This is a genomic window from Williamsia sp. DF01-3 (genome assembly GCF_023051145.1).
Taxonomy (GTDB): Bacteria; Actinomycetota; Actinomycetes; order Mycobacteriales; family Mycobacteriaceae; genus Williamsia.
Map to the genome: position 1 here is coordinate 3,372,872 of NZ_JALKFS010000005.1, position 20,761 is coordinate 3,393,632.

19 protein-coding genes and 2 pseudogenes are annotated in these 20,761 nt (G+C 63.9%); 6 read left to right on the forward strand and 15 right to left on the reverse strand.

Annotated elements, in window-relative coordinates:
* The first annotated feature begins 68 nt into the window (after positions 1-68).
* Both MVA47_RS18020 and MVA47_RS18025 read left to right on the forward strand, forming a co-directional pair.
* Positions 69-1,277 (forward strand): multidrug effflux MFS transporter, encoded by a 1,209-nt coding sequence (locus MVA47_RS18020; protein WP_247209064.1) that lies wholly within the window; start codon positions 69-71, stop codon positions 1,275-1,277.
* Positions 1,278-1,329: 52 nt separating this feature from the next.
* The gene (locus tag MVA47_RS18025) at positions 1,330-1,974 is read left to right on the forward strand and encodes an FMN-dependent NADH-azoreductase (RefSeq protein ID WP_247209066.1); all 645 of its coding nucleotides are present in this window, start codon (positions 1,330-1,332) and stop codon (positions 1,972-1,974) included.
* Here MVA47_RS18025 and MVA47_RS18030 read toward each other — a convergent pair.
* Positions 1,971-3,491 (reverse strand): ATP-dependent DNA ligase, encoded by a 1,521-nt coding sequence (locus tag MVA47_RS18030; protein WP_247209072.1) that lies wholly within the window; start codon positions 3,489-3,491, stop codon positions 1,971-1,973. The two genes, MVA47_RS18025 and MVA47_RS18030, sit on opposite strands and share 4 nt — an antisense overlap.
* A 35-nt stretch (positions 3,492-3,526) precedes the next feature.
* Positions 3,527-4,297 carry an antibiotic biosynthesis monooxygenase gene (locus MVA47_RS18035; RefSeq protein WP_247209074.1) on the reverse strand — a complete coding sequence of 257 codons (771 nt, stop codon included), beginning with the start codon at positions 4,295-4,297 and terminating at the stop codon, positions 3,527-3,529.
* Positions 4,298-4,463: 166 nt separating this feature from the next.
* Between MVA47_RS18035 and MVA47_RS18040 the strand changes: the two genes are divergently transcribed.
* Positions 4,464-5,291 (forward strand): HAD family hydrolase, encoded by an 828-nt coding sequence (locus MVA47_RS18040; RefSeq protein WP_247209075.1) that lies wholly within the window; start codon positions 4,464-4,466, stop codon positions 5,289-5,291.
* On the opposite strand, the gene MVA47_RS18045 is transcribed toward MVA47_RS18040, so the two are convergent.
* From MVA47_RS18045 to MVA47_RS18055, 3 genes are all read right to left on the reverse strand, one after another.
* The gene (locus MVA47_RS18045) at positions 5,288-6,835 is read right to left on the reverse strand and encodes a carboxylesterase/lipase family protein (RefSeq protein ID WP_247209077.1); all 1,548 of its coding nucleotides are present in this window, start codon (positions 6,833-6,835) and stop codon (positions 5,288-5,290) included. The two genes, MVA47_RS18040 and MVA47_RS18045, sit on opposite strands and share 4 nt — an antisense overlap.
* A gap of 73 nt (positions 6,836-6,908) precedes the next feature.
* The gene (locus tag MVA47_RS18050) at positions 6,909-7,058 is read right to left on the reverse strand and encodes a hypothetical protein (RefSeq protein WP_374474253.1); all 150 of its coding nucleotides are present in this window, start codon (positions 7,056-7,058) and stop codon (positions 6,909-6,911) included.
* 10 nt (positions 7,059-7,068) lie between these two features.
* Complete coding sequence (locus tag MVA47_RS18055) at positions 7,069-7,428, reverse strand: Lsr2 family protein (protein WP_247209079.1); 360 nt, start codon at positions 7,426-7,428, stop codon at positions 7,069-7,071.
* A 244-nt stretch (positions 7,429-7,672) separates the two neighbouring features.
* Here MVA47_RS18055 and MVA47_RS18060 point away from each other — a divergent pair, with 244 nt between their 5' ends.
* Positions 7,673-8,020 (forward strand): helix-turn-helix transcriptional regulator, encoded by a 348-nt coding sequence (locus tag MVA47_RS18060; RefSeq protein ID WP_247209087.1) that lies wholly within the window; start codon positions 7,673-7,675, stop codon positions 8,018-8,020.
* 1 nt (position 8,021) lies between these two features.
* Entirely contained in the window at positions 8,022-8,678 is a 657-nt protein-coding gene (locus MVA47_RS18065; RefSeq protein ID WP_247209089.1) for an SRPBCC domain-containing protein, read from the forward strand.
* Between the two features lie 15 nt (positions 8,679-8,693).
* Here the strand turns inward: MVA47_RS18065 and MVA47_RS18070 are convergent, their stop codons facing one another.
* The 5 genes and pseudogenes from MVA47_RS18070 to MVA47_RS18090 all read right to left on the reverse strand — a co-directional run bounded on the left by MVA47_RS18070 (position 8,694) and on the right by MVA47_RS18090 (position 11,733).
* Positions 8,694-9,680: an LLM class F420-dependent oxidoreductase gene (locus MVA47_RS18070; protein WP_247209091.1), complete on the reverse strand. Its 987-nt coding sequence runs from the start codon at positions 9,678-9,680 to the stop codon at positions 8,694-8,696.
* 145 nt (positions 9,681-9,825) lie between these two features.
* The gene (locus MVA47_RS18075) at positions 9,826-10,440 is read right to left on the reverse strand and encodes a dihydrofolate reductase family protein (protein WP_247209093.1); all 615 of its coding nucleotides are present in this window, start codon (positions 10,438-10,440) and stop codon (positions 9,826-9,828) included.
* Positions 10,437-10,918 (reverse strand): annotated as a pseudogene (locus MVA47_RS18080) (SRPBCC family protein). Before MVA47_RS18080 ends, MVA47_RS18075 begins: the two are co-directional and overlap by 4 nt.
* A complete protein-coding gene (locus MVA47_RS18085; RefSeq protein WP_247209094.1) occupies positions 10,896-11,270 on the reverse strand; it encodes a helix-turn-helix transcriptional regulator in 375 nt (124 codons plus the stop codon). The pseudogene MVA47_RS18080 and the gene MVA47_RS18085 overlap by 23 nt, the downstream one beginning before the upstream one ends.
* 112 nt (positions 11,271-11,382) lie before the next feature.
* The gene (locus MVA47_RS18090) at positions 11,383-11,733 is read right to left on the reverse strand and encodes a cupin (RefSeq protein ID WP_247209096.1); all 351 of its coding nucleotides are present in this window, start codon (positions 11,731-11,733) and stop codon (positions 11,383-11,385) included.
* 198 nt (positions 11,734-11,931) lie between these two features.
* On the opposite strand from MVA47_RS18090, the pseudogene MVA47_RS18095 reads away from it, so the two are divergent.
* Positions 11,932-14,351 (forward strand): annotated as a pseudogene (locus tag MVA47_RS18095) (ATP-dependent Clp protease ATP-binding subunit).
* Here MVA47_RS18095 and MVA47_RS18100 read toward each other — a convergent pair.
* The 5 genes from MVA47_RS18100 to MVA47_RS18120 all read right to left on the reverse strand — a co-directional run bounded on the left by MVA47_RS18100 (position 14,344) and on the right by MVA47_RS18120 (position 20,665).
* Positions 14,344-15,567, reverse strand: coding sequence for an endonuclease/exonuclease/phosphatase family protein (locus tag MVA47_RS18100; RefSeq protein WP_247209098.1), 1,224 nt, complete (start codon positions 15,565-15,567; stop codon positions 14,344-14,346). The pseudogene MVA47_RS18095 and the gene MVA47_RS18100 overlap by 8 nt on opposite strands.
* Before the next feature lie 25 nt (positions 15,568-15,592).
* On the reverse strand, positions 15,593-16,207 hold the full coding sequence (locus MVA47_RS18105; RefSeq protein WP_247209099.1) for a bifunctional 2-polyprenyl-6-hydroxyphenol methylase/3-demethylubiquinol 3-O-methyltransferase UbiG: 615 nt from the start codon (positions 16,205-16,207) through the stop codon (positions 15,593-15,595).
* 89 nt (positions 16,208-16,296) lie between these two features.
* Positions 16,297-18,639, reverse strand: coding sequence for a Tex family protein (locus tag MVA47_RS18110; protein WP_247210886.1), 2,343 nt, complete (start codon positions 18,637-18,639; stop codon positions 16,297-16,299).
* A gap of 153 nt (positions 18,640-18,792) precedes the next feature.
* Positions 18,793-19,122 (reverse strand): hypothetical protein, encoded by a 330-nt coding sequence (locus MVA47_RS18115; RefSeq protein ID WP_247209101.1) that lies wholly within the window; start codon positions 19,120-19,122, stop codon positions 18,793-18,795.
* 628 nt (positions 19,123-19,750) lie between these two features.
* On the reverse strand, positions 19,751-20,665 hold the full coding sequence (locus tag MVA47_RS18120; RefSeq protein ID WP_247209103.1) for an alpha/beta fold hydrolase: 915 nt from the start codon (positions 20,663-20,665) through the stop codon (positions 19,751-19,753).
* Positions 20,666-20,761: the final 96 nt, after the last annotated feature.

Sequence of the window (20,761 nt, forward strand, 5' to 3'; positions counted from 1 at the left end):
CTCCCGGCGCGTTCTGGCCCGCGGGGCGGTAGCGTTCTCCGGATGCTGCGCTTGACGGGGATGACCTCGTGACGAGGCCGACCGCGCCTGTGGCGTCGCGCGGGATCGTCGCGATCCTGTTGATGGTCATTCCGCTGAGCCAAATTCCGCTGGATGCATACACCCCTGCACTCCCCGACATGGCGACCGAGCTCGGGTCGACAAGCACGACCTTGCAGAACACGGTCACCGCCTACATGTTGGGTATGGCGTTGGCCTTCATACCGGTGGGCGTGATCTCGGACGCGGTCGGGCGCAAACCGGTGTTGCTGGTGTGTCTTTCGATCGTCGTCGCAACGAGCCTGGGTTGTTCGGTCTCAGACAACGTGATCACCCTGCTCGTCCTACGTTTTCTCCAGGGTTGCGGGGCCTGCGCTTGCCTGGTCCTGGCCTACGCCATCGCCGCCGACTGCTTCGCCGGTACTCGACTGATCGCTGTCTCGGGTCTACTCGGCGCGGCGTGGGGCGTGGCTCCGGTACTGGCTCCGGCGATCGGCGGACTGCTGGTGCAGTTCATCTCGTGGCGGTGGATCTTCGCTCTCATCGCGCTTCTCGCTGCCTCGGTCGCTGTCCTGGTCACGTTCGCGCTTCCGGAAACACTCGCAGCCGATGACCGCGATCGGGTGGACTTTCGGATCACCGCCCGTGTCCTGGCTGCCGCGTTACGCCACCGCGTGTTCGTGGTGCTGATTGTCGTATTCGGCCTGATGGCATCAGCGCAGTTGGTGTTCGGTGTGGTCGGCCCATTTCTCTATCAAGAAGAACTGGACTTCTCACCCGCCGCGTACGGCGCGATGGCGTTGATCGTCGGAGGTGCGAACCTGCTGGGCGAGCTGGCGTGCGGGACACTCGCGACCCGCATCCGCACCCGACCTCTGGCATTCGGAGCACTGGGCGTCTTCTTCTGCGGGGCAATGATTCTCGTCGCCTCCGCAGCGCTGATGGGCGTGAACGCACCGGCCATCACGATCGGCGCCTGCCTCGCTTTGGCCGGGTGCGGTGTCTTGTGCCCACAGATGTATGGACTTGCCCTGGGCCTGTTCGACCGCAATCTCGGCCTGATCGGCGGGGTGGTGAGTGCAGGGTGTTACCTCATCGTCAGTGCCGCGATGACCACCGCAGGGGTCCTGCCCGAGAACTCGCAAGCACCTTTGGGCTGGCTGTACCTCGGGATCGGAATCGCCGTCGGTGTGCTGCTCCTGTGGGCCACGGCACCGAAACGGGTAGGCGTCCAGTAGCACGCAGAGACACTCATCGGACCCGTCTGCCAAGGGTGGGCAGAATGAGACCATGGCTCACCTACTTCACCTCGATTCGTCCGCCGACGTCCACACCTCCCGATCTCGCGAGCTGACCCAGCTGTTCGCGCAGACATGGCTCGCCGCCGACTCGACGAGAACGGTCACCTACCGCGATCTCCATCGCGACCCCATCCCGCACCTTTCCGACGCAGGACTGCATTACGCCACCAGGCTGCGGTCTGCCACCGAGCAGCCCAGTGCCGAGTCGGAGGCCCTGCAGTGGCAACTGATCAACGAAGTGATTGCCGCCGACGTGGTGGTTGTCGGTGCGCCCATGTACAACTGGTCGCTGCCCTCCACCCTGAAAGCCTGGATCGACCACATTCACGTACTGGGCACCACAGCGCCTTTCGACACTCCCGACCAACCGTTCGCAGGTAAGCCGGTGGTGGTCATCTCCTCGCGAGGCCTTGTGTACGCGCCCGGCACGGCCGAGGAGTCGCTGGACCACACGATTCCGCCACTGACCCAGGTCCTTGGTAAAGCACTGGGGATGCAGGTGGAGGTCGTCACCGACGACCTCACATTGGTAGGTCGCATCCCGGATCTGGATTCGAAATCGACGCAGGCCGCCGAGGCAAGGCGCAGTTCCGAGACGCGCGTCCTCGAACTCGCCGCGCAGCCGTTGAACTAACTCCCGTCTCCCGGCAACATCGCCCGTACCGCCTCGATGGTGTCGGCCATCGCGGCGGTCTTGTCCGGCCGATACCGCAAGACGCGTGCGAAACGCAACGCGACACCGCCGGGATATCGACTGCTCACCTGCACGCCATCCAACTCGATCTCCACCACGATCTGCGGATGTACGTACACGGTGTGCTGGTCCCGGTTTCGCTCCACCTTCGGGAACTCTTCTGTCTGCCAACGCAACAGCTCATCGGTGAGCCCCTTGAACGTTTTACCCACCATGATCGGTTCCCCGCCATCCGGATCGCGAGCGCCGAGGTGCAGATTGGAGAGGTAGCCCGTCCGACGGCCATAGCCCCATTCGGCACCCAGCACGATGAGATCGAGCGTGTGCTCCGGCTTGACCTTCTGCCACGACTTGCCCCGCCGGCCTGCCGCGTACGTCGAGTCGAGGGCTTTGATCATGATGCCTTCATGACCGGCGGCGAGCGCAGCATCGAGATGGGCCTCGGTCTCCTCGACAGTCGGAGATCGTAGCGCCGGAATCCGATGCTGGGGCGCAAGGCGATCGAGTACACCTATCCGATCGGACAATGGCCGGTCGAGCAGGTCTTCACCGTCGAGATGCAGGCAGTCGAAGAAATATGGCTGCAGCAACAAATCGCGCTGCGAACTGGCGCCGAACCTGCTCATCGTCTCCTGAAACGGCCGGGGTCGGCCCGAGTCGGCGAGCGCCAGTGTCTCCCCGTCCAGAACCACCGACTCACACGGTAGGTCACGCACCAACTGCACGAGCTCGGGTACCCGTTCGGTGATGTCGTTGAGTGTTCGCGTGAAGATCGCCACCTCATCGCCGTTGCGATGCACCTGGATTCGAGCACCATCGAGCTTGTACTCCACGCTCACGTTCCCACCTAGCGCCGAATGCGCCTCGCCGAGCGACTTCGCGGGCGAAGCAAGCATCGGCCGCACCGGCCGGCCGACCTCCAAACCGAAAGACTGAAGGGCAGCTGCGCCGCCACCCATTGCCGCGGCCGCGGTCTCGGCAAGGCTGCCCGACAGCATGAACGCCCGCCTCACCACGTCAACCGGCAGATCAGAGGCCGTAGCGATCGCCTCGGTCATCACGCCTTCCAGCGCTCCCTGGCGTACCTCTCCGGTGAGCAGTCGGATGAGGAAGTCCTGTTCACCTGATGTCGCCCTTTCGAACAGGCTGCCCAACAACTCCTTTCGAAGCTTGACCGAGCCGGCACCGGAGGTCACGGCCAGCTCGTCGAGCAGGCTGTCGACCTCTGCCACCGTCCACGTCGGACTTGCGGCCGCGTGTGCCCGGGCCCCCGAGAGCGTGCGCCAACCGATACCGAGTCGGCCCTGCAGCGTCTCGCCTGACAGCCAGGCGACCACAGCGCGTACGTCCTGCGGTGCGGCGCCGCGCAACAGATCTGCGATGGCGAGGGTCTTCGCTTTCCGCGAACGGGTTGCGGCGACCGCCGCGCTGGTGGTCACGACGTCATCGAGGTGCATCCGTCAACGGTATCGATTGCTTCGGACAGGACCGTTCAACCTTGCCAGGGAGGGGCCATACCCCAGCCCCAACGTGGCACCGGGGCATGGGGCATCGGGGTGGCTCCGGGTTGGGAGTTCTCCACCGCGATGCGGGTGCCCCACTCGAGGTAGGCGACAAAGGCCGACCTGAACTCCGGGTCGTCGGGCAGACCCACTTCGTCCGCTGCATCGAGCAGTAGGTCCACCCAGCGCCGGCGTTGCGTGGGCGTGATGGCCTTACCGACGTGATGGGCGAGCATGTTCTCGTAGCCGCCGCCATGCGCGGTGTATTCGGCAGGGCCACCGAATACCTCGCCCACCCACGAGGCGACATGTTGCGCGTGACGCGCATCCATCCCGGCGAACATCGGTGCCAACAACTCGTCTTGCGGGACCAGTTCGTAGAAACGAGTGAAAAGCTTGTCGAACGCTTCTGCGCCGCCCGCCCATTCGAACAGGGTGGGCGGGACGTCGGCGCCCGAGCCGGTACCGGTGACGCTGGTCAGTTCGTAGTGCTGCATCTCGTCGATGGCGCCCACGTAGTTCTTGATCTCGGCGAAGAACGACCGGAACAGTTCACTGCCTCGAAAGCCTGTCAAATGTCCATCCAGGGAGTCCCACGTGATGCGCAGGATGTAGTGGTCGGGCTTTTCGACTGCTCGCGACAACTCGAAGTCGACGCAGTGCTCGGACTTGTGCAGGGCGTCGGCGGCGCGGGCGTACGCAGCCTCGAATTCGGCAGCTGATGATTCGTCGATGCGGTAGCGGATGTACTCCAGGATCATGGCGGGCCTCCAGCGCAGACGTTACAGCGGGCAGCGGGCCCGCACCGCGAAACGGAATCGGAGATGCTCCATTCGAATCGGCCGCAGCACCGGGGCGCGACCTGGCCAACCGCCTGAACCGCTATCTCGTGCAACGGGCCGCACCACCGCTTGGCATCATGCTCGTGTGAGTATCCGGCTGCTGGCAACCGACCTCGACGGCACTTTGCTGACGTCTCGACGAACGATCAGTGAACGGTCGGCGGCGGCCATGGCCGCCGCTGCCACAGCAGGTATCCGAGTGGTATGGGCCACTGCTAGAGCGCAACATTCGGTTCACAACCTTGCTGTCGGCAGCGGGTTTCGCGGTTATGCCGTTGCTGCGAACGGCGCCGTGTTGATCGACCTCACCGATGGCGAGGCCACCATCTTCGACGTGCAGGCGATGGCCCCGGACGTCGCCGGTACGGCAATCGAACAGGTGCGGACCCTCTTTCCCGGCACCGTGTTCTCCGTGGTCGGCCCGACTCGTTTCATCGCCGACCCGGCCTACGCCGCGCTCTGTGTCTACGCCGACCACCATCGTGATCCGCTGACCATGGAGATGAGCGACACGGCCTCGTTGGACGACGAACCGATTGTCAAAGTCGTTGCGCGCCATGCTCATATCCCGAGCGTCGACCTCTTCCGGCGAGTGGCGCAGGCCGGGATACCTGGCGTGACCCCGACCCATTCCGGCGCGCCCTACGTGGAGATGGCCGCCGAAGGCGTCTCCAAGGCGAGTGGACTCGCCCGACTGTGTGACGCGTGGGACATCGATCCGACCGAGGTCGCGGCCTGTGGAGACGCGATCAACGATCTGCCGATGCTCGAATGGGCCGGCCTGGCGTTGTGTCCGGCGAACGGCTCACCCGATGCCCTCGCAGCAGCCGATCACATCCTGGCGACCAACGACGACGACGGTGTGGCCAAGTATCTCGAAGTCCTCGTCGATGCCGCCGGTGATGCCGGTTAGAGGAAGTTGAGCACCTCGGTACCCCACGCCGCACGCAGATCCCGGTCGAGGTCATCGACCACTTTGTCTTGCCTGTCGATCACCAGGGTCGCACGCTGATCCGGTACGTAGGGAGGCCATTCCGGGTCACCCGGTAGTCCGCCGGGATGACCGTCCACGGCGAAGTTCACCCATCGATTCTGGAGACGGGCTGAGAGCGCCTTCCCCACTTTCAGGCCACCGAGTTTGAACGTGATGTCCTTGCGGCCGGCCACCAGGTTGCCCCAGACATACGGCAATTCGGTGGCATGTGTGGCCCCGACCCGCAAGGCCCGCAGCATCGGCGTGGCCCAGTCGAACCGGTAGAGATACACCGGCGCGACGGCACTGTGCGCTTCGGCGAGCCAGATGGTCGGCATCCGAAAACCGACGTCGCGGGCGACAGCGAGCCCGGCTGCCTTCATCTTCAAACCCGAGTAGGCCGAACCGATCTCGGCTTCACTGGGCAGTTTGAGCTCCGGCTGCTCTGCCGCGATCTCGGCGAACATGGCGCGAATCGCATCCGGGGTGATCGGCATCAACGGCGACTTCATCCACTTGAACAGCGCCGCCTCGTCTTTGTTGGTACCGATGATCAGAGGAACTGGGTTCGAGCGGCCGGCACAGGCCGCCGCCAGCGGGTAGTCAGGCAGCAGATCCTTGTCGACCACCGGTGCGAACGCCAGTGTCCCGGGTGTTGCGGCCGGCACATCGCTGAACAGTTCGAGTCCTGCCGACACCAGGCGATCGACCGGCATGTCATAAAGTGTCGCAACCTCATCCGGTTCGACCCCGACCTTCTGGAGAAAGATGTCGGCGGCACGTTTTGCCCTTGCGCTGTCGTACACCGAGGTCGCCGGCGAGCTCTGCGCGATTGCACGGGAGAACAGTCCTGACGCAGCCGGTACGGTCAGGAGTGTCGTGACGATGCCCCCGCCCGCTGATTCCCCGAAAAGGGTCACCCGTTCCGGGTCTCCCCCGAAGCCGGCAATGTTGTCTTGAACCCATTGCAACGCGAGGATCACGTCTCGCAGCGCGAGGTTGGTGTCGAAAACGCGCTCATCGGTGCTGAACGCCGACAGATCCAGAAATCCCAGCGCTCCGAGTCTGTAATTGACCGTCACCAACACGACGTCGCCATCAGAGACAAGCGCGCGCCCGTCGTACAACGGCTGACTCGACGTGCCGAAAATGTATGCGCCCCCGTGGATCCAGACCATGACCGGCCGTGGGTCGTCCGGAGTGACCACTGACGCCGACCAGACGTTGAGGCTCAGGCAGTCCTCGTCCTTGACGGCGCCGGGTCCGAGCGTGATCACCGGATTGTTCGGTTGCGGCGCCACCGGACCGAACGTGGTCGCGTCGACGACATCGGCCCAAGGTTCCGGTGACACCGGCGCCCGCCAACGCCGCTCGCCCGTGGGTGGCGCCGCATAGCGGATACCCCGCCACGACTTGGTGATCCCGTCGTCCAGGCCCCGAACCGGCCCACTGGTGGTTGTCACCACATTCTCGTCGTCTGCCATGTCTGAGCTCCTACCGAGGAAGGCAATGTCGCTCACACTACGCAAAGGGTCGCTTACGCGAATGCGGACAACATCATCCGTCCACGTCGCGCAAAGAATCGATCATGCTCCGCAGAAGCCGGAACGCTTCTGACTGCTCCCGCCCTGTCATGCCGGCCAGCATCCTGACCTCGACGGAGCGGGCCGCGGCGACCAAGCCTGAGCCGGCGCGGAGAGAACTCACTACCCGAGCGTCAGTTGTGAGCCGAGTTGAATGCGTCCACGATGGCGTTGGGAATACGGCCGCGGTCGGAGACCTCATAACCGTTCTCGCGCGCCCATTCACGGATGGCTGCCAGTTGCGACTTGTCGCTGCGCACTTCGGAGGTGGCCGGCGCCTGCTTGGCGGTGGCCCTCCTCTGACGGCCACCGATCTTGGTGGCCTTGTCAATCCACTTCTGCATGTCTTTGTCGAACTTCTCGGCCGACTTGGGGCCGAGATCGAGGGAGTATTCGACACCGTTGACGGTGAATGTTTCCACTATCACCTCCGACGGGTCGAGATCGGAACCGTCGAGGTCGTCGGTGATCTGTTCGATGGTTTTGCGTGCCATGTTCTGCGCCCTCTTCGTCGGGGAGGCGGTCCAGCGCCTGATGGGTGGTGACGTCTCGTATTCGCCCGAACTTACCTCTGATTGCCCGTGTACACCGAATTGGTGATTGCGCTCGCAACACAATTCTGCAGTCTTACCGCCTGAGTCGGCGACCCGCCGCGGCCCGGCGGGTCGTTTCTCCTTGGGCGGTATCGCGGTCATTTGCGTCTTGACTTATATAAGTTGTCAGTGAAATATAGCTCTGGTGCACGCACTCGACATCCTCGGCGACCCAGTTAGAAGGAGACTGCTCGAGCTGCTCGCCGACGGGGAACGTTCAGCGGGCGAGCTGTCGCAGACGATCGGCAGGGAATTCGGAATCAGTCAACCGGCGGTGTCCCAGCATCTCCGCGTGCTGCGCGACAACGGTTACGCGACCGTACGTCCCGATGGGGCGCGTCGGCTGTACGCAGTAGAGGCCGATCCGCTGCGCGCCGTCGATGAATGGCTTGCAGCATTCCGCGGCTTCTGGACGCCGCGACTGGCCGCGCTGGACACCGAGATCGCCCGCGGTAAGCGCGCACGAAAGACCCGACCCACCGAGAGGACCTGACATGACTGACAACCAATTCCCTGACACGGCACAGCAACTCAACAGTGTTGACAGGGCGGTTACCGCACAGGACAACGGCTCGACCATCAGCACGTCCGCCCGCCTGAGTCAGGTGTACAACACCACCGTGGCCGACCTCTGGGAAGCCTGCACCACAGCGAACCGCCTGGCGCGGTGGTTCGGCAATGTCACTGGCGACCTGGTACTGGGAGGCGAATACCACATCGAAGGGAATGCCAGCGGCACCGTCGAAACCTGCGATCCGCCGACGAGCTTCACCCTCACCTGGAAGTTCGGCGAAGAGATCACCCACCTGACCGTCCGGCTCGAAGAAGTCGCTGATGAGCAGTCGCGACTTGTCATCGAGCACTCCGGCGACATCGATCCCGATCGGTGGAGGCAGTACGGGCCGGGCGCGGTCGGGATCGGCTGGGATCTCGGTCTGCTCGGTCTCGCGCTGCACCTCGAGACCGGGGCCGATGCGCCGGCCGAGACCAGCGAGTGGGCCCAGACCGATGCCGCCCGGCAGTTCATGTCCGAGAGCAGTCGGCGTTGGGCAGACGCGCATATTGCTGCGGGTGCATCACAGGATGCCGCGCGTTCAGCCGAGATGCGAACCACGGCCTTCTATCTGGGCACGGACGTCCACGAGTCGTGATTCGACGACGCTCTCTCACGCGAGCGCGGGCAGAACCTCCTTCTCGAAAAGTTCGATTCCCGAAAGATCGTAAGCAGCCTCAGGGAAATAGAAGATGCCGTAAGAGAGACCATGGCTCTTGAGAACCGTCAGCTTCTCGATGATCTGCTCAGGGGTCCCCACCCCTGGTAGCCCGCGGAAAGCTCCGAGGGCGCCCTCGGCCGCATCCGCGCCAACGTGCGGGGTAAGTCGATCCTTGAGCGTGCTCAACCGCTGTTCCACCTCGGCCTCGGTGGAACCGATCGCGACGTTGTAGTTGGCAGACCGGACGATCGCGTCGAAGTCAGAGCCGACGGCTTCGCAGTGCGTCCGCAGGATGTCGGACTTTCGTACGAATCCTTCGGGGCTGCCATCGAAGTTCGTGTACTGCGCGTACTTCGCGGCGATCTTCAGGGTGACCTTCTCGCCCCCACCCGCGATCCACAAAGGAATGCCGCCCTCCTGCAGAGGAAGTGGACGGACGATTGCACCATCGACCTGGTAGTGCTTCCCATCGAGCGAGGCCGAGCCTGTGCTCCACGCTTGCCGCATGATCTGCACCCCCTCGTCGAGCCGGCCCAATCGCTCCCCCGCCGACGGGAAGCCATAGCCATAGGCCCGCCACTCGTGCTCGTACCAGCCGCCGCCGATCCCCATCTCGACCCGTCCGCCCGAGATGAGATCGGTCGTGGCGGCCACCTTCGCAAGATATGCCGGATTTCGGTAGCTCATCGCCGTGCACATCTGACCCAGCCGAACACGTGACGTGGACGCTGCGAGCGCCGACATCAACGTCCACGCCTCGTGGGTGGCCTCGTCGGTGGGAGCCGGAACCGTGTGGAAGTGGTCGTAAACCCACACCGAGTCCCACGGACCGTTGTCGGCGCGCACCGCAAAATCACGCATCACCGGCCATTGGTCGGCGGGGTCGATCCCGACGAGGTCCAGACGCCATCCCTGAGGCACAAACAATCCAAATCGCATGAACGCCATCGTAGTGGAACCGGTTCTGCGTCCTCAGGGTTCGACAGCGCGCCGCCACCGCGCAACGTGGTGCAGGTGGGCGAGGGTCAGGCGCGCGGAGTCGACTCCGCGCCCACCACAACACCTTTCGGCACACGTTCGCCGACTACGCCGGTTCGTAGATGCCCGTCACCGGTGCACCGACGGTCTTGTATTCATGGATGGCAAGACCGCCTGGTGTCTTCTCATGGCGGATGAGTTGTAGACCCGCGGGTGTTCCCCCGGCAGGGAACAACCGTCGCCCTGAACCCACCACCACCGGCGCGATCACCAACCGGATCTCATCGACCAGTCCGGCGGCGAGCATCGACTGCCCGAGCCGGGCACTGCCATGGATCTGGAGGTCACGACCCGGCCGGGATTTCAAGTCGGCGACCTGCCCCTCCACGTCACCGGACAAGATCGTCGTCGGGGACCAGGCGGCAGCAGTCAGCGTCTGCGAGGCAACGTATTTCGGAAGACCGTTCATGTTCTTCGTGAATGGATCGTCGGGGTCGGTGATGGCCGGCCAGTCACGCGCGAAGTTCTCATATGTGCGCCGACCCAACAAGAGACCGTCCGCTTGGTCGAGCCATCTCGCGGCAATCGTGATGAACTCTTCGTCCATGTGCGGAACCAACCAGCCGCCGCCCGTGAACCCGTCAGTCGTGTCTTCGTCGGGAGATCCGGGGCCCTGGCAGACCCCATCGAGAGATACGAACTGCATGAGCGTCAGTTTCATCGGCTGGGCTCGCCTTCGACCAGATCCGCGAGCTGCCGGGTGACAGTTCCCCAACCGTCATGAAAGCCCATGCGCTCGTGGCTGTCTCGATCCGCAGCGGAACGGTGCAGGGCCCTGGCCTCATATTCAGTGCCTTCAGGGTGCTCGGCAACAGTGATGATGGCAGTCATGAACGCGTCGGCCGATGGGCGCCACCCGGCTATGAGACTGTCGGTGAACACAATTCGCCGGCGCGGGTCGACAGCCAGGAAACAGCCGGTGATGTGTGGTTCGAAGCCATCCCCGTCTTCGCTGATCTCCGTACGGAAAGAACCACCGGGCCGTAAGTCCATCTCGAGCACCCTGCATACCGTCGGATGGGGAACCCACCACTTCTCGAATTGGCAGGATTTGTCCAGGCATCCCATACCGCGGCAGTCGGAGCCTTGATGACCCTGGAGATGACGAGGTCGAGCTCAGGGTTGGGCTGTGTTGCCATGGCGTGTCTCCTGATGTTGTTGCGTCGCTACTTCATTGACGACAAAGTTCTCGAGCCGATCGGTGCGTTGTTCCCACAGGGCGCGCTGGCTTTCCAACCAATCCTGCGCGACGTCGAACTGCCGTTGCTCGATGACGCAGGTGCGAACCCGACCGACCTTCATCGTGCGTATCCAGCCACTGTCCTCGAGTTGCCGGATGTGTTTCATGAAGGAGGGCAAGGCCATGTCGAATGGCTGGGCGAGCTCGCTGATACTCGCCGGCCCCTCCCCCAGGCGCCCGATCACCGCCCTGCGGGTGGGATCAGCGAGGGCTTGGAAAACCCCGTTCAATTGCTCTGAATACTGAGCCATAAGGCAAACTATCAGCGGACGGATACTTAGCGCAAGGGCTAAGTGTCAGCGCGTCGCGCCGCAACCCCGGACTGCCTACCCCTGGGCAGGCGACGGGGTCAAGATGATCGGGTCAGCGCCGCGATGGTTCGCCGTAACCGGTGACCGTGGTCAGAATGAAAACCGAGTCCTCGATCGCGGTCACGCTGTGCCGATGGTGCGTGAGCCCACGAAGTTCACCTACGTTCAGGACGACCTCACCCTCATCCGCGGTCACCTTCACCCTGCCGCTGAGTACAAGCATGCTCGCCGCCGGCGGCGAATTGTGTTCGCCGAGTTCGGTACCGGCAACCATCGCCATCAACGTCTGACGTAGCGGACCGTCGTGGACGAGGATGTCGGCACTGCGGCCATGCGCATCGTCGCGTGCGATGCCCAGGTGCTTGCGAGACAGATCTTCCAAGGTGGAGCTCGTATCGACCACGTCGTCCTCGCTTCATGATGTGCGCTCGAAGTTCTCTGCCCACGCTATCGCGTCACGGCCCGCCGGGGCGACCACACGTCCGATCCGGCCCCTGCGAGGCCGAGTTACAGAATTGACCGCGGCACCCGGGAATTGATAGAACCTCACTCATGTTAATTGAGTCAGATCCACTCAACTCTTAACTAGGAGGCTCCGCGAATGCCCGCATTCTTCGGCCCCGAGGGCCCGCGTCGCATCGACATCAGTCGGCTGATGAGCAGGTCCACCCAAGACCTCATCGCCGAGTCCGCCAGGTTCGCCGCCGGCCGCGGCGACACAGAACTCGACGCTCTACATGTTTTGCGCGTCATGACCGCCACGGAGCCCACGAAAACTCTGATGGAGCGCGCCGGGGCAAACACGACCGTGGTCGCGGACACCATTGAACAGCGTCTTCCTCAGGGGACGCCGACCACTGGTTTCACCACGACCTCACTGAGCGCTGCACTGAAAACCGCCGTGTTCGAGGCTCACCAACTCGCCCAGACCTTGGGCTCGACGTACATCGATCCAGAACATCTGTTCCTCGCTCTCGCTGCCGACCATGACAGGGCTGCGGGTCGTCTGCTCGCCGCTGCCGGCATCACACCCGAACACCTGCAGACCGCACTTCAGGGCGGCTCGGTCGCTGCGGAGTCCACGACTGCCACCCCGACGCTGGACAAGTTCGGGTTCGACCTGACCGAGAAGGCCCGCGGCGGGGGCGTCGACCCGGTCATCGGCCGTGCAGACGAGATCGAACAGACCATCGAGATCCTGTCGCGACGCACGAAAAACAACCCGGTGCTGGTAGGCGAGGCCGGTGTCGGCAAGACCGCCATCGTCGAAGGGCTCGCTCAACGGATCGTCGACGGCGACGTGCCCGATCGTCTCGCAGGCAAACGCATCGTGCAGCTCGACCTGTCGAGCATGGTCTCGGGGACCCGATACCGCGGCGACTTCGAAGAACGGTTGACAAAGGTGATCGACGAGATCGCCGCGAACAAGGACGAACTCATCGTCTTCATCGACGAGGTGCACACCATCGCAGGTGCCGGTGCCGGAGCCGAGGGGTCGATGGATGCCGGAAACATCCTCAAGCCCAAGCTCGCTCGCGGTGAACTGCACATCGTCGGTGCCACGACGCTCGACGAGTACCGGAAGAACATCGAGAAAGATCCCGCTCTCGAGCGTCGATTCCAACCGGTGACGGTGCCCGAACCCAGCGTCGAGGACGCGGTGGCAATCCTCGATGGACTACGCGGGCGGTACGAGGAACACCACGGAATCCGATACTCCGATGAGGCGATCCGTGCAGCTGTCGAGCTGTCCGCCCGCTACATCGGCGACAGGTTCTTGCCGGACAAGGCGATCGATCTGATCGACCAAGCCGGTGCGCGGATGCAACTCGCTTCACCGACCACCGACGTGGAGGCGATCCAGAAGCAAATGACCCAACTCGAGACCGCCAAAGAGCAGGCCGTCGCGGCGGAGGACTACGAAAAGGCCTCCGCATTGCGTGACGAGACCGCCCGGCTCCAGGCACGTCTGTCGGGCGGGCCGTCCGAGGCAGGCGAAACACCTGAGGTGACCGCCGAACACATCGCCGAAGTGGTCGCCCGCGCCACCGGTATCCCGGCAAGCCAGATGACCGAGCAGGAACGGGAGCGTCTACGCCGCCTCGAGGATGAGCTACATCAGCGTGTTGTCGGCCAAGAGGATGCGGTGAAGGCCATCGCGCGTGCGGTTCGCCGGAGCCGTACCGGGATGAGCGATCCGGATCGGCCCGTGGGCAGTTTCTTGTTCCTCGGACCGACAGGCGTGGGAAAGACCGAATTGGCAAAGGCGCTGGCAGCCTCGCTCTTCGGCGACGAGAAGAAGATGCTCCGACTCGACATGAGCGAGTTCGGAGAACGTCACACGGTCAGCCGCCTGATCGGGGCTCCCCCGGATACGTCGGGTACGGCGAGGCGGGGCAGCTCACCGAACAGGTCCGCCGGAACCCGTATTCGGTGATCCTTCTCGACGAGATCGAGAAGGCGCACCCGGACGTGTTCAACACGCTGCTGCAGGTGCTCGACGACGGTCGTCTCACCGACGGGCAGGGTCGCACCGTCGACTTCAAGAACACCGTGCTGATCATGACCAGCAACCTGGGATCGGACATCATCTCCAGCAAGTCCGGTGGACTCGGGTTCAACTCCGGTGACGCCGAAGCCGCGGAACGGCCGGTGCGTGAGCGAGTGATGGCCCGACTGCGGGAGTCGATGCGACCGGAGTTCCTCAACCGGATCGACGAAATCGTGGTCTTCCGCAAGCTCGACACCGAGCAGCTGCACAAGATCACCGACCTGCTCCTGGCCGACAGCCGCAAGCGGTTGGGCGCCAAGGGGATCGACATCGAGTTCTCTGATGCTGCTGTCGACTGGATCGCAGAGCACGGGCACCAGCCCGAGTTCGGCGCACGACCACTGCGTCGTTCGATTCAGCGTGCAGTTGATGACCGGATTGCAGACCTGCTGTTGGACGAGGTGCTCCTCGACGGTGGCAAGGTCTCCGTGCAGGTCACCGACGACCAACTGGATCTGTTGGTCAGCTAGGCCGCGGCGTCGATGCCCCGTCCGGTACGCCGGGCGGGGCATCACCGCGTTCAAACCCAGAATGACCGGCTTCGAGCAAAAGATCGACCACCACCGGCGCGTGGTCACTGGCCTGCACTTCGCCAGACGACGGCAGCACCTTGCGAGCGTCGGTTCGGCCGAAATGCGCCGAGGCATAGATTCGGTCGCTGTTCGCGGGTGCACCTGCCGTGGCCTCGACCAGGCCGACCGACGCAAAGATCTGGTGCTCACGCTGAAACTCCGGCGATCCGTCTCGCACATTGAAGTCGGCGCCCATGATGGTGGGCCCCGACCAGGTGCCGGCCGCTGCGGCGATCGGGTCGACCTGACGCCGCTGCTCATCGATACCGTGATGAGGCGGGCTGAAATGTCCTGAGAGCACGCGGATCTCGCGCCCCGAAGGGGTTCGCACCAACGCGTCCGTGGCCACCCGCGGTTGGTACTCGATCACTCCTCCGAACGGCACCCACGACCGGTGAACTCTTCCACTCACCATCCCCGCGTACGCGTCAGACGCTGCCCGGAAACGGCGGAGAGCGGTGTCCCCCATCGCATCCCCGATCCGAAGTCCTCGAGCATCGGTGATGTCGAAACCACTGAAGGTGAGGATCCCGGTCCCCTCACGACGGCCGTTCACCTTCTCGATCGCCGGAGTCATCACGGCGCCCGTCGGTGCCAATCGCTGAGCCAACTGCTTCAACGTGTCGGTGTAGTTCGACCGGGTCGCGAAGTGGTCCAACTCCTGCAGGAGCACGATATCCGGGCGCTCGCGCCGGATGGTGGCGGCGAGGTGGTCCAGACGACCAGGCGTGGCGAGGAATTGACCAGGCCCGCCCATGCCGCCATGCACGTTGTATTCCATGACACGTACGTGTTCGGTTGGGCCGGAATCCTGGACGCGCGCACGGGCGCTGGGGGCGTCGCCGACCTCGTGAACTCTGATTTCGCTCACCAGTAACCCTGTCGCCGCGCCCGCCGAGGTGCCTGCTCCGGCCCCGAGGCTGGTCATCGCGCCGACGAGACACCCGACGGCAGCCCCGACGAGAACCGATGGCCCTCGAGAACGAACGTGTCGTCCGGCCATGTCGATCGCGCCGGGTGCATAGGGCGGCGCATCCAGTGGCGGCAGACTGCCACCCGCTGCGAGCGGATGATCTCGCAGCACGTGGACCTTTGTGTCGACTACAAGTGTCACCGGAATCTCCCGAGGTTTGTGCCCGTCAGCCCGCGAGTGAGAACACGGCAACCAAGAAGTCGGAGTCGTCCGTGAACGGACGCAGATCCCAGGTGGACAAGAGAACGTCCACCGAGAGTCCGCTGCTGGTTGCGTCATCAAGGAAATCAGCAAACGGGTAGTCGCGGCCTGCACCGAACCCGACGACGACCCGGCCGTCCGGTGCGACGTGCCGGGCGAAACCGGCGAGGACGTCGCGGCGGGTGGATGGCGCAACAAAGGTCACCACATTGCCCGCACAAACGATGACGTCGAAGCCAGCTGTCACCCCTCGGGCCGGCAGATCAAGGTCGGCGAGGTCGCCGACGAGCCAGGTCGGGCCTGGATGATCGTGCTCGGCAGCGTCGATGAGGACAGGGTCCACATCGACGCCGACGACCTCGTGACCGGCGTCGTGGAGGTGGCCGCCCACCCGGCCCGGGCCGCAGCCGGCGTCGAGAACACGACTACCGCGGACCAGCATCGCATCGATCAGCCGCGCCTCTCCGACGATGTCCTGGCCGCGGGCCGCCATCGCGCGAAACCGCTCAACATAACGGGTGGAGTGCGCCGGATCGGCCTCGATGATCTTCTCCCACTGGCTGGGCGTGCGTTCGCTCATTCGGGCTCCTGACTCAGATCGTCCACGCGGTGTTCCGTCCCCAACCGTATGTGGCCTCGTGAAGGAGCCGTCGCCCAAGCGGTGGTTTCCTACCGTCCGAAACCTGCGTCTCGCAGAGCCTGTGCCAGTGAACCGTTCGACGGCGCCGCCGCTGGCTTTCCGGTTGTGTTGTCGCGCTTCGGCTTTCTCGGCTGTCCGGCGTTCTTGGGCCGTCGTTGCCCCTGCCCAGCCGGCCGATTGTCGGACGTACCGCCGGAACGAGGCGTGTCGTCGTCGAGTCGGAGTGTCAGTCCGATCCGCTGGCGTTCGACGTCGACCTCCAACACCTTCACCCTCACCACCTGTCCCGACTTCACGACCTCGTGCGGATCGGAGACGAACCGGTTGGCCATCGCCGACACATGCACCAATCCGTCCTGGTGCACGCCGACGTCGACGAAAGCCCCGAACGCGGCGACGTTGGTCACCACACCTTCGAGGACCATTCCCGGTTTGAGGTCGGCAACCTTCTCGACCCCCGCGGCAAACGTCGCAGTGGTGAATGCCGGTCGCGGGTCGCGGCCGGGCTTCTCGAGCTCGGCGAGAATGTCCGAGATCGTCGGTATCCCGAATCGTTCGTCGGCGAAGTCGGCCGGCCGGATCGATCGGAGGGTCCGCTCGTTGCCGATGAGTTCGGCCAAGGTCACACCTGATCGGTCCAGGATGCTCCGGACCACCGGGTAAGCCTCGGGGTGGACACCCGACGCATCGAGAGGGTCGTCGCCGTCGCGGATTCGAAGGAACCCGGCACACTGCTCAAAAGCCTTGGGGCCCAGACGTGGAACCTTCAGCAACGACTTACGACTACGAAATGGCCCGGTGGTGTCGCGGTGAGCGACGATTGCCTCTGCCAGCGTTGTCGTCACCCCGGAAACGCGCGAGAGCAACGGCACGGATGCGGTGTTCAGATCAACGCCGACTGCGTTCACGGCGTCTTCCACCACCGCATTGAGGCTGCGCGCGAGCGTCCCCGGCGTGACGTCGTGCTGGTACTGGCCGACGCCGATCGACTTCGGTTCGATCTTGACCAGTTCGGCCAGTGGGTCTTGCAGTCGCCGGGCGATCGATACTGCACCTCGCAGCGATACATCCATGTCCGGCAGTTCATGTGAGGCGTATTCGGAGGCGGAATACACCGAGGCGCCCGCCTCGCTCACCATCGCCTTGGCCGGGGCGTCAGCTCCCGAAGCCCGGATATCGGTGATCAATTCGGCGGCGAGGGCATCTGTTTCTCGTGAGGCGGTGCCGTTGCCCACTGCGATCAGTTCCACTTTGTGTCGTGCGACCAATGCCGCGAGTGTCGCCTTGGCGACATCCCACTGTTTCTGGGGTTGGTGCGGGTAGATCGCGCAGGTGTCGAGAACCTTGCCTGTTCCGTCGACCACCGCGACCTTCACGCCGGTACGGAAACCTGGATCAAGTCCCAACGTCGTCCGTGCCCCGGCCGGTGCGGCGAGCAGCAGGTCGCCGAGATTCCGGGCGAACACCGCGACGGCGTCTTCTTCGGCTCGTGCACGCAGACGCACACGCGCGTCGACCATTGCGGTGATCATCAACTTGGTGCGCCACGCCAACCGCGCTGTGCTCAGCAGCCACTGGGTCGCCGGGCCGGTGTTGGCTGTGTCGACGCCCAGGGCCGCCGCGGCGAGCGCCTGATAGCTCTCGTCGTCCCCACCGTCGAGGGTGAGTGACAGCGCCTCTTCCTTCTCGCCGCGCATCACAGCGAGCACGCGGTGAGAAGGCACCTTGTCCAGCGGCTCAGAGAAGTCGAAGTAGTCCCGGAACTTCTGCGCGGCAGCACTTTTCGCCACCTCCTGAGTTCTCGCCGTGGTGCGTAGCGATCCCTCGGCCCAGAATTTTTCGCGAATCGTCCCCACGAGTTCGGCATCCTCTGAGATGCGCTCGGTGAGGATGTGACGGGCGCCCTCGAGAGCAGCCGCGACGTCGGCGACAGTCTCTGAGACATACCCGGCGGCAACATCCTCGGGCACAACGCCCGGGTCGGAGACCAGTCGATCCGCGAGTGGTTCGAGCCCGTTCTCCCGCGCTATCTGCGCCTTCGTCCGACGCTTGGGCTTGTACGGGAGGTAGATGTCTTCGACACGGGACTTGGTCTCGGCGGCATTGAGCGCAGCCTTCAACTCATCGGTGAGCTTGCCCTGCTCGGCGATGGACGACAACACCGCGGCCCGACGCTCGTCCAGTTCGCGCAAGTAGCGTAGGCGCTCCTCGAGCGTGCGCAGCTGGGCGTCATCCAGGCTGCCGGTCACCTCTTTGCGATAGCGAGCGATGAACGGCACCGTAGAGCCTTCGTCGAGCAGCCGGACAGCGGCCGCCACCTGCGCTTCCCGGACCGCCAGTTCTTCGGCGATGCGGGTGTTCACGGACTTCACGGGTTGGCTCGAATTCACTCGCAGAACCCTACCCAACGATCAGCCGAGTCCGATCTCGATGGTCGGTGTGTCGGGCCGGGAACGGGAGGTATGGCCGCATCGCGTGGTCACACCCTGGCGACGCACCCAGTCGAGGACATGTCCCGTCGAATCTCAGTACCGCACGGACCACAGCGGCGAGTCCTGCAGTCGTCGCGTGGGGGCAGCGGAGAGCAAGCCGAATCGATGCGGATCGGAGGTGATCGCGGCAGCGGCCATCTCGACAGCGGATCTCGTTCCACTCGGTCCCGAGGTGAACACCAGATACGCAGTGCCCGCTCGTGCAGTGTGCACCTCGGCGACCACTTCTCCTGTCTGAACAAGCGCCAGACGACTGCGCAGGAAGCTCGACCACTGAGCGGAGGACATGGTCGTGTCGATGACCCGAGCATGCACGATCACGGGTTCTCCGCGACCATCACGGTTGCCGGCGTTGTTGTCCACCGGCCACCTCCGTGCTCGCCTCAACGACCCGACCCCTCGACGGATCGCTGAGGATGTTCTCTCCACCTCGTTCCTCAGCCCACGTGCCTCAGACAACCTCTCCCCCTACCTAGTTGAGAAATCACCTGTCACTACACACCCGCCGCTCGCGTGCTCTTGCGATTCCCCAGTCGGCAAGAACCGGCACCACACGATCGGCACCCACGCGCATCGGTGCGGTCAATCTGTCCGGGAGATATGCGAGGCCGACTGACCGGCACATGCCTCCGCTGACCCGACGCCGTCTCACGCAAGCGGACAGGTGAATAACTCGCGATCGGAGCCGATCGACCTCCACACATGCACTCCACGACTGACCGTGCGTCAACAACGCCATGCATTCCTTGCGATCGAACTCGGAACCCCAGAGTTCGAGAAATTCCTCCCGGCTGGGAGCGCAAAAGTGATCTTAAGGGACATTGTTGCAGGGGCGCAACAAATTAACTATCTGTCTTTTGTTCGTCGGGAGAGCGGAGGATATGCAATCGCTGAGTGGCGCCCCTACAGCGCTCGCGATCGCGAAATCAGTTCAAGGTCAACCAGTCGCAACTGCAGATGAGCATAGGCAAACGACGGTTGGGGCCCACGATCACCACGGGAGGTGCAGACGGAAGTGACGGACAACTGCGGTCTGCACCGCACCTGCATCCGGGCCCAGCCACGCGGAGAGGTGGCTCCCCACGTCGATTGTCATCAATCGACTGTTGGGCAGCGAATCGGTTGCGCGAACGGATTGTTCGAACGGGACATCCGCATCGGTTCGGGCATGCACCAGCAGCACTGGTGCGGTGATGGCGTCCAAGGGTAGATCGAGTGTGCGAAACTGCTCGAAGTCGTTGTTGAATCCCGCTTTCCGGTTCCCGGTCACCGTGCTGAACAGTTCTGTCGCAAATTGCCGCTGCCCGGGGTCCGACATGATCTGAGCAGTCAGCTGTATCGCTTGCGAGCGAGTCATGTCACCTTCGCCGGCAACCAGCGTCGAGATCGCGGTGGCGGCCGCCTTGTCGACGAGAGCGTTCGCGAACCACGTACCGAGCCGGGTGAAAAGCATTCTCTCCTCGCCCATCTCGAGCCGGCCGCGTAACGTTCGAGCAGGATTGAACGTCGTACTGACGCCGGCGATGACCGCGACGGCTGCCACACGGCCAGGATGGGCGGCCGCCAGCTCATAGCTGACCGGCCCGCCGCCCGACCAGCACATGACACCGAATCGGTCGATACCCAATGTCGACATGAGCTCGGCCACCTGGTCCGCTTGCGCTGACGGAGTCCGATTGCGTTCTGCCAGTGGAGTGTTCAGATACCCGGGCCGCGAGATGGCGACGATTCGATGATGAACTGCCAGGAACCTGCTCATGAGGGCACCTTGATCGCAGCCGCCAGGCGATCCGTGCAGAAACAGCACTGGCGGGCCGGCGCCTGTATCGGTGTACTCGATCGGCCCCTGCGAGGTGTCTGCAACGACAGCTGCCACATCCGCCTTGTCCTGACCGTGTCGCGCCATGTCGCGGCTCCTCACCGAGTCAGCACTTTCAAGGACAGTAACGCGCTCCAGCACTCGTAGGGCGCCGAACCGGCGTGCCCGCACGGCTCGGTCTTA

Excerpts from the sequence above, each read along its gene's own strand:
- MVA47_RS18025 (WP_247209066.1), top strand. The coding sequence starts at position 1,330 with ATGGCTCACCTACTTCACCTCGATTCGTCCGCCGACGTCCACACCTCC.
- MVA47_RS18030 (WP_247209072.1), bottom strand. The coding sequence starts at position 3,491 with ATGCACCTCGATGACGTCGTGACCACCAGCGCGGCGGTCGCCGCAACC.
- MVA47_RS18035 (WP_247209074.1), bottom strand. The coding sequence starts at position 4,297 with ATGATCCTGGAGTACATCCGCTACCGCATCGACGAATCATCAGCTGCC.
- MVA47_RS18045 (WP_247209077.1), bottom strand. The coding sequence starts at position 6,835 with ATGGCAGACGACGAGAATGTGGTGACAACCACCAGTGGGCCGGTTCGG.
- MVA47_RS18055 (WP_247209079.1), bottom strand. The coding sequence starts at position 7,428 with ATGGCACGCAAAACCATCGAACAGATCACCGACGACCTCGACGGTTCC.
- MVA47_RS18065 (WP_247209089.1), top strand. The coding sequence starts at position 8,022 with ATGACTGACAACCAATTCCCTGACACGGCACAGCAACTCAACAGTGTT.
- MVA47_RS18070 (WP_247209091.1), bottom strand. The coding sequence starts at position 9,680 with ATGCGATTTGGATTGTTTGTGCCTCAGGGATGGCGTCTGGACCTCGTC.
- MVA47_RS18075 (WP_247209093.1), bottom strand. The coding sequence starts at position 10,440 with ATGAAACTGACGCTCATGCAGTTCGTATCTCTCGATGGGGTCTGCCAG.
- MVA47_RS18085 (WP_247209094.1), bottom strand. The coding sequence starts at position 11,270 with ATGGCTCAGTATTCAGAGCAATTGAACGGGGTTTTCCAAGCCCTCGCT.
- MVA47_RS18105 (WP_247209099.1), bottom strand. The coding sequence starts at position 16,207 with ATGAGCGAACGCACGCCCAGCCAGTGGGAGAAGATCATCGAGGCCGAT.
- MVA47_RS18120 (WP_247209103.1), bottom strand. The coding sequence starts at position 20,665 with ATGGCGCGACACGGTCAGGACAAGGCGGATGTGGCAGCTGTCGTTGCA.